This is a genomic window from Anaerovibrio slackiae (genome assembly GCF_009695585.1).
In the GTDB taxonomy this organism is placed as follows: Bacteria; Bacillota; Negativicutes; order Selenomonadales; family Selenomonadaceae; genus Anaerovibrio; species Anaerovibrio slackiae.
On the sequence record NZ_VUNR01000013.1, the window covers coordinates 1 to 12,408 of the forward strand.

At 52.6% G+C, this 12,408-nt stretch carries 11 protein-coding genes; all 11 read left to right on the forward strand.

The window, feature by feature from the left end:
- Nucleotides 1-171: 171 nt before the first annotated feature.
- The 11 genes from FYJ84_RS07625 to FYJ84_RS07675 all read left to right on the forward strand — a co-directional run bounded on the left by FYJ84_RS07625 (nucleotide 172) and on the right by FYJ84_RS07675 (nucleotide 12,348).
- Nucleotides 172-714, forward strand: a complete 543-nt coding sequence (locus tag FYJ84_RS07625; RefSeq protein ID WP_154407005.1) for a hypothetical protein — start codon at nucleotides 172-174, stop codon at nucleotides 712-714.
- A 243-nt stretch (nucleotides 715-957) separates the two neighbouring features.
- Nucleotides 958-2,268 carry a circularly permuted type 2 ATP-grasp protein gene (locus FYJ84_RS07630; protein ID WP_205764147.1) on the forward strand — a complete coding sequence of 437 codons (1,311 nt, stop codon included), beginning with the start codon at nucleotides 958-960 and terminating at the stop codon, nucleotides 2,266-2,268.
- On the forward strand, nucleotides 2,250-2,939 hold the full coding sequence (locus FYJ84_RS07635; protein ID WP_154407006.1) for an alpha-E domain-containing protein: 690 nt from the start codon (nucleotides 2,250-2,252) through the stop codon (nucleotides 2,937-2,939). Before FYJ84_RS07630 ends, FYJ84_RS07635 begins: the two co-directional genes overlap by 19 nt.
- A 41-nt stretch (nucleotides 2,940-2,980) precedes the next feature.
- Nucleotides 2,981-3,772 (forward strand): transglutaminase domain-containing protein, encoded by a 792-nt coding sequence (locus tag FYJ84_RS07640; protein WP_154407007.1) that lies wholly within the window; start codon nucleotides 2,981-2,983, stop codon nucleotides 3,770-3,772.
- A gap of 118 nt (nucleotides 3,773-3,890) precedes the next feature.
- Nucleotides 3,891-4,814: a M14 family metallopeptidase gene (locus FYJ84_RS07645; RefSeq protein ID WP_154407008.1), complete on the forward strand. Its 924-nt coding sequence runs from the start codon at nucleotides 3,891-3,893 to the stop codon at nucleotides 4,812-4,814.
- A gap of 3 nt (nucleotides 4,815-4,817) precedes the next feature.
- Complete coding sequence (locus tag FYJ84_RS07650; RefSeq protein WP_154407009.1) at nucleotides 4,818-5,774, forward strand: M14 family metallopeptidase; 957 nt, start codon at nucleotides 4,818-4,820, stop codon at nucleotides 5,772-5,774.
- A gap of 148 nt (nucleotides 5,775-5,922) precedes the next feature.
- A complete protein-coding gene (locus FYJ84_RS07655) occupies nucleotides 5,923-8,025 on the forward strand; it encodes a transglycosylase domain-containing protein (RefSeq protein WP_154407010.1) in 2,103 nt (700 codons plus the stop codon).
- Nucleotides 8,026-8,128: 103 nt separating this feature from the next.
- Nucleotides 8,129-9,349, forward strand: coding sequence for a tyrosine--tRNA ligase (gene tyrS, locus FYJ84_RS07660; protein ID WP_277008888.1), 1,221 nt, complete (start codon nucleotides 8,129-8,131; stop codon nucleotides 9,347-9,349).
- A gap of 94 nt (nucleotides 9,350-9,443) precedes the next feature.
- A complete protein-coding gene (locus FYJ84_RS07665) occupies nucleotides 9,444-10,175 on the forward strand; it encodes a YebC/PmpR family DNA-binding transcriptional regulator (protein WP_154407011.1) in 732 nt (243 codons plus the stop codon).
- 268 nt (nucleotides 10,176-10,443) lie between these two features.
- Nucleotides 10,444-10,938, forward strand: a complete 495-nt coding sequence (gene ruvC, locus FYJ84_RS07670; RefSeq protein WP_154407012.1) for a crossover junction endodeoxyribonuclease RuvC — start codon at nucleotides 10,444-10,446, stop codon at nucleotides 10,936-10,938.
- A 180-nt stretch (nucleotides 10,939-11,118) separates the two neighbouring features.
- Nucleotides 11,119-12,348: an aspartate kinase gene (locus FYJ84_RS07675; RefSeq protein WP_154407013.1), complete on the forward strand. Its 1,230-nt coding sequence runs from the start codon at nucleotides 11,119-11,121 to the stop codon at nucleotides 12,346-12,348.
- The last annotated feature ends 60 nt before the right edge of the window (nucleotides 12,349-12,408 follow it).

Genomic DNA, 12,408 nt, shown 5'->3' on the forward strand with positions numbered 1-12,408 from the left:
ATAAAAATACCGTAGGAATTACGGAAATTAACGCCCACGGAGAGTGTGTAAGTCCTTTTGCCAAGGCAGAAGGCTGTTCTCGTAGAAGTGGGAATCTCCCTCCTCAAACGCCTAGGCGTTAGGAGGGGGGAATTCAATATAGCGTTTATCCTGCTGTGCATGGTGCAGGCTGTGGCAGGCATGTGGTCGGTGCTGCTGGTGTTTGACAGCATGTTTTTCTGGTATAATGCCTTCATGCTCTCTACGCTGCTGCTGACGGTGACGCTGCAGCTTCTGGCATGCAACCTCCTGGAGGGCAGGGCATGCAGCTTTGTGCGGGGCATCCTTGTGGTGAGCCTGCTGTTTTTTGTGCTGGCATGTGCAGATGAGGCGGCTGAAATCGGCCTGGCGGAGGCTGTCAGGGTGGGCAGCTACTGGTGGTCCAATTTCGGCCTGGTGGTGATTTCTATATTCCTATATTGTCAGGGACGGCAGGAGGCCTATTGCCGCAGCCTGTCCTGGCCCATCATGGCAACGGCGCTGGCAGGGATTGCCATAGGCGTTGCCTGGCAGTACGGCATGGTGGATTATCAGAACGGATTTAGCAACCTTTTGGTGCTGCCTATGCTGGTGTACGTTATCTGGCTGATGCGTCACATGATGGTGGAGGAAAAGAGTCTGTCAGTGGAAAACCAGCTGCTGGATCCGAAGTCGCTGAAAGGGAATCTGCCGTAAGGAAAGCCATCGTGAGCCGGGCAAAACAAGGTAAACAGATTTGTTATAGCTGTTATACTTTCTATATGAATTTTGTATACATGTCCAACGACTGCGGATATGTGTTGACAAATGCCATACATAGTTGTAGAATAGTCCTATAATTACATACAAGATATTTGAGCAGGACAATGGAGTCTTAGATGGATTTCCTTGTCCTGCTTTTTGGTTCTCAGTTTTCAGTTTTTAGAGGGGATGATGTGTATGGAAGATTTGCTGGCGCACAAGGAAGAAATCAACCGCCTGATGGCACGCTATGGCGTGAAGTTCGGCATTTACAAGAATGGCACCTTCAAGGAGAGGCTCTTTCCTTTTGACCCTATTCCCAGGGTGATTCCGGCTGATGATTATGCTGAGCTGGAGAAGGGATTGGTACAGCGGGTGACTGCCCTCAACCTGTTCCTGAAGGATATTTATGCGGAGAAAAAGATAATCAAGGATGGGGTTGTGCCGGAGGAGTTCGTGTATCGCTCCCCGGGGTATCTGGCCCAGTGCGAAGGCATTTTGCCTTCCAAGGGCGTATACAGCCATATTTCAGGTATAGATTTGGTATTGGGCAAGGATGGCGTGTGGTATATTTTGGAGGACAATCTCCGCATTCCTTCCGGTGCCTCTTATCCTTTGATTGCCAGGAATCTCTGCCGCCGCTGCAGCCCGGAAACCTTCCGACAGAACAAGGTGGTGGATAACCGCAATTATGGGCAGCTGCTGCGGGAGACCATGGATTATGTCAACACCGGCGGCATCAATGTTATCTTTACGCCGGGACGCTACAATGCAGCTTACTTTGAGCATTCCTTCCTGGCGGAGCAGACCGGGGCGGTGCTGGCGGAGCCGGATGATTTGTTTGTCAGCAACGATAAGCTGTATTACCGGGGCAACCATGGCACCATACAGGTAGGTGCTATCTATCGGCGTATTAGTGACGAGTATCTGGACCCTCTGTGCTTTGAGCCTACTTCCTTGATTGGCGTGCCGAATATTATGGAGGTGTACAGGGCTGGCAATGTGGGGCTGATGAATGCGCCGGGCAATGGCGTGGCTGATGACAAGGGGATTTATTATTTCGTGCCGAAGATGATAAGGTACTATCTGGATGAGGAACCGATATTGAAGAATGCGCCTACATTTCTGCCGTTTTATGAGGAGGATATGAAGTATACCCTGGAGCATATGGAGCGGCTGGTTATCAAGGATGTGGCTGAGGCTGGCGGCTATGGCGTAATTTTCGGCAGGGACCTGACCAGGGAGCAGCTTCAGAATTTGAAGGAAACTGTCAAGAGAGAGCCACGGCGGTTTATTTCTCAGGAAGTGATTGATTTTCAGGACTTGGAAATCGTTGAGGGAAATACTACCGTCATGCGCAAGGCTGATTTGCGTGCCTTCGTGCTGGCAGGGGAGACTGTCCGCGTGTGGCCAAGCGGCCTGACACGCTTTTCCAGGCGGCCTGACAGCTTCGTAGTCAACTCATCCCAGGGAGGAGGATTTAAGGACACATGGATTTTATCTCACTGAGCAAGACAAACAGATTATTTTGGCTGGGGCGGTATTATGAACGGGTATCCCTCTCCATCCGTCACATGATGGGCGCCTATGATGCCATGATTGATACCAATACCTTTGATTATGCGGAGTATTGCAGGCAGATTGGCATCTGCAACAAGTACGAAAGCGTAGAGGATTTCTTTCAGCACTATATCTTCGATGCCCATGACCCTGACTCCATCAGGAGCGCGGCGGAGCAGATGCTGGGCAACGGCATGGTGCTCAGGGAGACTATCGGCTCCAGCACCCTGGCGTATTTGCAGATGGCGGTGTACACCCTGGATGAAGGGGCTGAGGATGAGGTTATCGGACTGAAGCTTTTGCAGGTGCTGGACAATCTCATGGCATTCCGGGGCTGCTATGATGACTTCATTGCCGAGGATGCGGTGCGCAATACCATCAAGTGCGGTGCCAGCGTGGAGCGGCTCAGCTATACCCTGCGCACAGGGCTCCGGGAGGAATTTTTGCTGGAGGAGCTGCAGAAGCTGCAAAAGCGCCTGACCTGGAGCAATTTGCAGACGGCGGCTCTGCCTATGCAGAGCATTATCCGCATGGAGCGTATTCTGGATGGCAGGAACCCGGAGGATGAGATTTCCCGGGAGGATTTTCTCAATGCAGTTGAGGGATTATTTTTGGTGTAAGGTGCAATTGATGCAATAGCAGGGGAGCCGGAGGCGATGTAATGCAGAAGCTGAAATTTTTATTTCTCACGAAGCTGGATTTTTCCAGTATGATAGGAGAGCACCATTTTATTCTGCGCTGTGTGCCCCAGGTACTGCCTGAACAGCAGGTAGTTGACCTGGATATGAAGGTTATGCCCCAGGCGTGTACCGGCGTATTCAGCACTGACAGCTTTGGTAACCAGCTTTATGCCGGCAGCCTGCTGGCCCCCCACAGGTTCTTTTATTATCGTGTCAATGGCGAGATAGTACGGGATGACGGGGAGAGGCGGCAGGAGGCTGCCGCTTCCTGCCTGCGCTATCCCACGAAGCTGACCAGCCCCTCGGAGGAAATGCGCCTCTATGCAGATGAGCTGTGGCAGCAGGAGCTGTCCTGTCTGTCCGGGGACGGCTACAGGATTGCTTCCCGGCTGAGTTATATCATCTACAAGAGCTTTACCTATGCGCCGGGGAGCACCAATGTGCATACCACGGCGGCGGAGGCATTCCGGCAGCGGAGCGGCGTGTGCCAGGATTATGTGCATGTATTTCTTGCCCTTGCCAGATTGTATGGCATTCCAGCGCGCTATGTCAGCGGCCTGCCCTTCGGGGAGGGAGCCACCCACGCCTGGGTGGAGGTCTGGCATGAGGGCCTGTGGTACGGGCTGGACCCTACCCGTGGCTGCCTGGCTGACGAAGGGTATATCAAGCTGAATGTAGGGCGTGATTTCAATGACTGCCCTATTGAGCGGGGCGTGTTCCGGGGACAGGCGGACCAGCTCCAGACCACCTATATGAAGGTGGATATTTTGTAGGGCATTGCAGAGGCAAAGGTGCTATAATATTATCGGGTATATTGTATATTATATGATTGTATTTTATGTGCCTGTGCAGTGCACCTGCAAAAAATACAGATGAGGATTGTGATGTTGAATGGTTGAAGATGTGGTACGACTACAATTGCCGGTGAGTGAGGAGCTGGCAATTCAGAAAAATGTTATTCAGGGTGAAAGAGGCTCAGGCAAGAGGATTTGCGTGATTACCGGCACCCACGGCGATGAGCTGGAGGGGCAGTATGTAGCGTGGCAGCTGGGCCGTATTTTGGCGGAAAAAAAGGGGGAGCTCCTGGGGAGCGTGGAGATTTATCCATCCCTTAATCCTATGGGCATAAGCACTATTTATCGCGGCCTGCCGGGCTTTGACCTGGATATGAACAGGATTTTCCCGGGCAGCGAGGGCGGCTCCATGCATGAGTATGTGGCAAAGAAAATCGTGGACGATATCCAGGGGGCTGACCTGGCAGTGGATATCCATGCCAGCAATATTTTTTTGCGGGAGCTGCCCCAGATACGCATCAATGAGCTGACGGCAGACAAGCTGGTGCCTATGGCCAGCCACATGAATATGGATCTTATCTGGGTGCACAGTGCGGCTACCGTGCTGGAAAGCACCCTGGCCTGGAGCCTGAACAGCATCGGCACTCCGTGCCTGGTGGTGGAAATGGGCGTGGGCATGCGGCTGACCAAGGAGTATGGTGACCGCCTGACACGGGGGATTCTTGCCACCATGACCAAGATGGGCATGCTGCCTGACTACAAGGGGACAATCCACCAGCCCCTCATCAGCCACGACGGCAATGTGGGCTATATCAACGCCAATCAGTCCGGCATCTTTATGCCGGAGGCAAAGCATGGCCAGTACCTGAAAAAAGGTCAGCTGGTAGGCGTGATTGCGGACCCTCTGACGGGGGAGGTCCGGGAGGAGCTCCTGAGCCCTAATGCCGGTCTGTTGTTTACCCTGCGTGAGTATCCGGTTACCCTGAGCGGCTCCCTGATTGCCAGGGTTTTGGAGGTGTAAGTGATGGAAAAAAAGACAATATTTACATTTTCAGCCCTGCCTTACAGGCAGAAGATTCATGTAGATGGATATTACTTCGGTAGCCGGGACAAGAGCCTGGCCATAGTGGGCTCCACCCGGGGTGACGAGTACCAGCAGATTTTCGTGTGCGGACTTTTGATACAGGCCCTGAGGAAGCTGGAGGCGGCAGGCGACTTTGCTCCTGATGCAGGGGTAGTGGTTATCCCCAGCGCCAGCCAGTTCTCCATGAACGTGGGCAAGAGGTTCTGGCCTATGGACAATACGGATATTAACCGCATGTTCCCGGGCTATGACCAGGGTGAGACCACCCAGCGGCTGGCAAACAGTATTTTTGAGGAAGTGCGGGGCTATGCCAACGGCATCCAGCTGGCAAGCTTCTATCTGCCGGGGGAGTTTGTGCCCCATGTGCGCTACATGAATACCGGCTACCACAAGTCTGATGACGGCCTGGCTTTCGGGCTGCAATATCTGATGACCAGGGAACCGGCGCCTATTGACACCACTACCCTCAACTACAACTGGCAGGTTTTCGGCTCCAATGCCTTTTCCATCTATGCTAAGTCCACAGGCAGGATTGATCCCAAGGCGGCGCGCAGGGTGGTGGCGGCTATCCTCCGCTACATGCGCTATAAGGGCATGCTGAAGGAGGGCGTGAAGCTGCCTGCCGGCAGGGAAACTGTCAGGATTGATTCGGCAGGGCTCAGGAAGCAGCTTTCCCATGTGGGTGGCTTTGTGCATTTTGCCCTGAAGGTGGGGGATTATGTGGACGAGGGAACTGTCGTGGGGCAGATTTTTGACCCGTTTACGGCCGAGTGCCTGGAAGAATTGAAGTCACCGTGCTCAGGCCAGCTTTTCTATGTGCGGTCGGATTGCGTGGCTGTCTCAGAGCATGAGCTGATGTTCAGCGTAACGCCCATTGAGCAGGTGGTTGTGATTTAATTTCAGTTTAATTTAATTAAATTTTATTTTGATAAAGAAAAAGCTGTTGGCAAGATTTGCTGGCGGCTTTTCTTTTTTGGGTGTACACAAATGCAGCGTTTTGTGATAGAATATAGTCTGTATTTGTGTGTGACTAAGGAGGCACTATATGGAAAAGCGTACAGGAGCAGCCCAGAGGTCACGGCAGGCCCATAAGCCTCCCCAGCGAGGCAATGGCAGCCGTATCCTTGTTGTCATTGCTGTGGTGCTTGCAGTGATGATTGTCGGCGTGGGCTGTGGTTTTTTAACAGCTACCTTAAATACCAAGCAGGATCTGGAGGATGTGAGGCCGGCGGCTTCGTCCCAAATCTATGATATTAACGGCAACGAGCTTGCCAATGTCCATGCAGAGCAGAACCGCGTGCCTGTGAAGATCAGCCAGGTGCCTGAGCATTTGAAGGATGCTTTTATTGCGGTGGAGGATGTGCGTTTTTATGACCACTCCGGCGTGGACCCGAAGGGCATCATGCGTGCCGTCTTTGCCAATATCACCAACAAGGGCGTGGCAGAGGGCGGTTCCACCATTACCCAGCAGCTGGCAAAGAATGCCTATCTGACTCAGGACAGAACCTACAAGAGAAAAATCCAGGAGGTTTTCCTGGCGTTGCAGCTGGAGAGGAAGTACACCAAGGATGAGATATTGGAGCTTTACCTGAACCAGATTTATTTCGGCCAGGGTGCCTATGGCGTGCAGGCTGCTGCCAGGACTTACTTTGGCAAGGATGTCAAGGATCTGGATTTGAATGAGTGCGCCATGCTGGCAGGCATTCCCAAGAGCCCGAATTATTTTTCCCCGCTGAACAACTTGCAGGCGGCCCAGGAGCGTAAGGCCGTGGTGCTGGACCAGATGGCGAAGTATGGCTATATCAGCTCGTCTACCGCTGCCAAGACCAAGGCGGAGAGCCTTAAACTGGTGAAGCCTCAGAAGCAGGAGACCAACGGGCTGGCTGCTTACTTTATTGACTATGTAACCCAGCAGATGATTGAGAAATACGGCGCGGATGCGGTATATCAGGAAGGGCTGAAGATTTATACCACTTTGGATGTGGATATGCAGAAGGCGGCAGAGGCGGCTATGCAGAACCTGCCGACTTATTCTACTGACGGCAGCGGCAACAAGCAGCCTCAGGGGGCACTGGTTGCCATTGAGCCTTCCACCGGCTATATCAAGGCGATGGTAGGCGGCAGGGGCACGGACCAGTTCAACAGGGCCACCATGGCTGAGAGGCAGCCTGGCTCATCCTTCAAGCCATTCGTGTTTGCGGCAGCTTTGGAGAACGGCTTGACGCCTTCTTCAACTGTAGAGGACAAGCCTATCAATATCGGGGGCTGGCAGCCTCAGAACTATAGCCGCAACTTTAACGGCACTGTGACTATGCGCTATGTGGCGGAGCAGTCCCTGAATGTGCCTACCATTAAGATTGCCCAGGAAGTGGGCATGGAAAAAATCATCTACCTGGCAGAGAAGATGGGCATCAGCACCTTCGTCAAGGAGGGCAGTGCCAATGATATGAATTATGCTGTCTCCATCGGTGGCATGACCAAGGGCGTGACTCCTTTGGAGATGACCAGTGCTTATGGCACCTTCGCTAACGACGGCGTCCATGTGGAGCCGGTGGCTATTGTGAAGGTGCTGAATCAGAAGGGCGAGGTGCTGGAAGAAGCACATCCCAAGTCCGAGCAGGTGCTGAAGAAGTCCACTGCCAACAACCTGACTAGCATGCTGATGGGGGTTATTGCCCGTGGCACAGGCACCAGAGCCAATATTGGCCGTCCGGCAGCTGGCAAGACAGGTACTACCGACAACTATCAGGATGCCTGGTTCGTGGGCTATGTGCCTGACTTGGTAACAGGCGTCTGGGTAGGCTGTGATGACAATGCCCGCATGGGCAGCATGACAGGCGGTACCACGCCTGCCACTATCTGGAAGGCATTCATGTCCCAGGTTGTGCAGGGAATACCGAACAAGAATTTTAACGGTGTTTACCTGACCTCGGTGGAACAGCCTGTCAAGACTGATGACAAGGACAAGAAGGACGATAAGGACAAGGATAAGGACGGCAAGGAGCAGAAGCAGGGCAAGGATGCCAAGTCCAAGAATGCCGGTACAGCCGGTGAGGGTAATGCCCCGGCAGCTCCTGTGCAGGATGCAGTGCCTGCGCCGACAGCTCCATCCCCGGTGCCGGGCGGTGGCGGCAAGAAGGCCAACTGATATGCCTTGCGTGTATGCATATGTATAAGATATGTATAACAGTATGTATAACAGAATGAAGCAGTCTGTGGCTGGTTCATTATGATAGGAGAGATAGAGCAAAGTGACTACCAGTATTTTTGATGTTCTGAAGGAACGGGGCTACATAGCCCAGTGTACCAACGAGGACGAGGTCCGCAGCATGCTTGCCAATGAAAAGGTGACCTTTTACGTGGGCTTTGACCCTACGGCGGATAGCCTGCATGTGGGGCACTTTTTGGGCCTGATGGTGATGGCGCACATGCAGAGGGCAGGCCATCGTCCTATCTGCCTTGTAGGCGGCGGCACCGGTACTGTAGGTGATCCGTCCGGCCGTACCGACATGCGCAAGATGCTGACGGATGAGGATATTGAGTACAACTGCAACCGCTTCAAGGAGCAGATGGCAAGGTTTATCGACTTCAGCGATGACAAGGCATTGATTGTCAACAACGGCGACTGGCTGAGGAAGCTGAACTACATTGAGCTTCTCCGGGATGTGGGGCCTCACTTCACTGTCAACCGCATGCTGGCGGCTGAGTGCTACAAGAACCGCATGGAGAAGGGCTTGACCTTCCTGGAGTTCAACTACATGATTATGCAGTCCTATGATTTTCTGGAGCTGCACCGCCGTTACAACCTCAAGCTGGAAATGGGCGGCGATGACCAGTGGTCTAACATCATCGGCGGCGTGGAGCTTACCCGCCGCAAGACAGGGGATGCGGTATACGGCCTGACCTTTACCCTCTTGACCAAGAGCGATGGCAAGAAGATGGGCAAGACGGCTGGCGGCGCCCTGTGGCTGGACAAGGAAAAGACACCTGTGTATGATTTTTACCAGTACTGGCGCAATGTGGATGATGCGGATGTGGAGAAGTGCCTGGCGCTTTTGACCTTCCTGCCGATGGATGAGGTGCGCCGCCTGGGCAGCCTGCAGGATGCAGCCATCAACGAAGCCAAGGCTGTGCTGGCTTATGAGGTGACCAAGCTGGTGCATGGGGCGGAGGAAGCTGATAAGGCCAAGGCTGCGGCAGAGGCAGTGTTTGGCGGCTCCGGCTCCAATGAGAATATGCCGACTATTGAGCTGGCTGGTGAGGGGGTTGGCAGGAAACTGCTGGACGTCCTGGTGGCTGGCAAGGTATTTGCTTCCAAGGGCGAGGGACGCCGCCTGATTCAGCAGAATGGCTTGTCCTTGAATGATGCCAAGGTGGCTGATGCTGATTATGTGCTGTCTGATGGGGATTTCCATGATGGGGAGGCCATTGTCAAGAAGGGCAAGAAGAAGTTCTACCGGCTGGTGAAATAACTACCAATAGCTACATATAATTTTAATACCAATTAATTTTATATGAGTTTTATATTAATTTGATTTTATATACAAAAAAGGAGCATGAATATTAATGTCAGGACATTCTAAATGGGCAAATATTAAACGTAAGAAGGGTGCAAATGATGCTATCCGCGGCAAGATTACTACAAAGATTGGCCGCGAGATTACTATTGCCGTGCGCATGGGCGGTGCTGATCCTACCGGCAACATGCGCCTGAAGCTGGCTCTCAGCAAGGCAAAGTCCAACAATATCCCTAAGGACAACATCAATCGCGCTATCCAGAAGGGACTGGGGGCTTCCGATGGCAGCAACTATGAGGAGCTGACCTATGAGGGCTACGGCCCGGGCGGCACAGCAATTCTTTTGGATATTCTTACCGATAACCGCAACCGTACAGCTGCGGATATCCGTCATATCTTTTCCAAGCATGGCGGCAACCTGGGTGAGTCCGGCTGCGTAAGCTGGATGTTCAAGAAGAAGGCTGTCTTTGTAGTGGAGAAGGAAACCTTTGATGATGAGGACGCACTCATGGAGCTGGTGCTTGAGGCTGGTGCCGATGACCTGAAAAATGAGGACGATGTATTCGAGATTACTGCCGAGCCGGAGGCATTTGATGACATTGAGGCGGCTCTCGGGGAGAAGGGCATTGAAACTGTGTCTGCCGAGGTTACTATGGTGCCTGACAATACCGTGAAGGTTGAGGGTGATGCCGCTGTGAAGATGCAGAAGATGCTGGATGCACTGGATGAAAATGATGATGTGCAGGAAGTATATGGCAACTATGAAATGGATGAGGAGTAAGATCCTGAAATAACAGATATAACGCGAGCAGGATACGGTAGCCTCGAAAACCCGCTCTCGCTCTTAGTCGTGCCTCACGCTGCTAAGCTCATGCTTCGCTGGCGCTCGCATTCGCTAAGAAGCGAGGCGCGACAAAGGTTTTCGCTGGCTGCCGTACCCTGCTCTTGCTTTAGTGCCAATCTGTAGCAAGCTGGTATGGCACTTCGTGGGATGAACTCATTTGCCAATCAGCTTGAAACTGTAATTTTTTTGTGAAGGGGGTGAGGTGATGCTGGCACTGGGAATAGACCCGGGAACGGCGATTTGCGGCTACGGCTTTGTGGAGAGCCGGGGCAGCAGGCTGGTTGCCCATGAGTACGGGGCGATTACCACCAGCCCAAAGGCTCCCATGCAGGAGCGTCTGATGAAGATTTATGACGGGCTGGACGGGCTGATCAAGAAGTACCAGCCTGATGCCATGGGGGTGGAGCAGCTTTTTTTCAATCGCAATGTGGACACCGCCATCCCCGTGGGGCAGGCAAGGGGCGTGATTTTGCTGGCGGCAGCAAAGAACAACCTGCGGCTTCTGGAGAGGACTCCCTTGCAGGTGAAGCAGTCCGTTACAGGCTACGGCAAGGCTACCAAGGAGCAGGTCATCTACATGGTGACGAAGCTTTTAAATCTGCCCAAGCCCCCCAAGCCGGATGATGTGGCAGATGCGCTGGCGGTGGCTATTTGTACATCCCACATGATGAACAGCTTTACATTTCGCAACAACCTCTGATTGTATTCATGTATACATGAATAGATTCGTCAAATTTGTACTTTTCACACTGGACATTTGCTTTTTCATGTATTATAATGGTATTCGCTTGATGTGTTGCAAGCTAAAAATGACAAATGTCCTTGATAGACGAATATAGCATAGCTGCTATAAGGAATTTGCATACTTAGGGGGAGAGACATGGCTTTAATTGTAAAAAAGTTTGGCGGTACCTCGGTAGGCTCTACTGAGAAGATTATGAATGTTGCCAAGAGAATTATTGATGAGAAAAAGCCTGGTGACCAGATTGTCATGGTGGTATCCGCTATGGGCGATACCACGGATGACCTGATTGAGCTGGCAAAGGGCATTAATAGCAATCCGTACCAGTATACCCGTGAGATGGATATGCTGCTGACCACCGGCGAGCAGGTGTCTATTGCGCTTTTGACCATGGCATTCAAGAGCCTGGGGCAGAAGGCGATTTCCCTGACCGGCCCGATGGTGGGCATGCGCACCAACTCCGTGCATACCAAGGGCAAGATTGTGGATATTAAGCCATCCCGTGTCCGCAAGGAGCTGGAAAAGGGCAAGATTGTGGTTGTGGCAGGTTTCCAGGGTGCTGACGAGAAGGGCGATCCTGTAACCCTGGGCCGTGGCGGTTCCGATACCTCCGCTGTGGCTCTGGCCGGTGCCCTGAAGGCTGATGCCTGCGAGATTTATACCGACGTTGACGGCGTATATTCCGCAGACCCTCGCCTGGTGCCGGATGCACGCAGGATGAAGGAGATTACCTATGATGAAATGCTGGAGATGGCCCGTCTGGGTGCAGGCGTAATGCAGCCGCGCTCCGTGGAGATGGGTATGTATTTCAACATTCCGATTCATGTTCGTTCCACCTTTACCAACAAACCAGGCACAATGATTAGGGAGGCTTATACAATGGAAGAAAAGGATTTCTTGATTCGTGGCGTAGCCCATGACAGCAATGTAGCAAAGGTAGCAGTTCTGGGCGTACCAAATGACCCGGGTGTGGCTCATGCCATTTTCTCCGCCCTGTCCGACAGGAACATCGCTGTAGACATGATTGTACAGAGCATCAGGAATATCGAGAAGAACGTAACTGATATGGTATTTACCATTGCCCAGGACGATCTGGCCGAGGCCAAGCAGATTGTGGACGGCGTAGCTGACAAGCTCCACGCTGTAGCAGTTCTCATCGAGGAAGATGTGGCAAAGGTTTCCATCGTAGGTGCAGGCATGCTGGGCAACCCTGGCATCGCTACCCGCATGTTTGGCGCACTGGCTGATGCCCAGGTGAACATCGATGCCATCAGCACCTCCGAAATCAGCATTTCCTGCCTGATTAAGGGCAGCCAGCTGAAGGAAGCTGCCAATGCTATCCACAAGGAATTTTTCCCTGAAAAGTAATTTCATCTAAAAGAAGTCTGCTGGCTTTCCGGCGCAATGGTGCCGGAGAGAGGCAGCTGA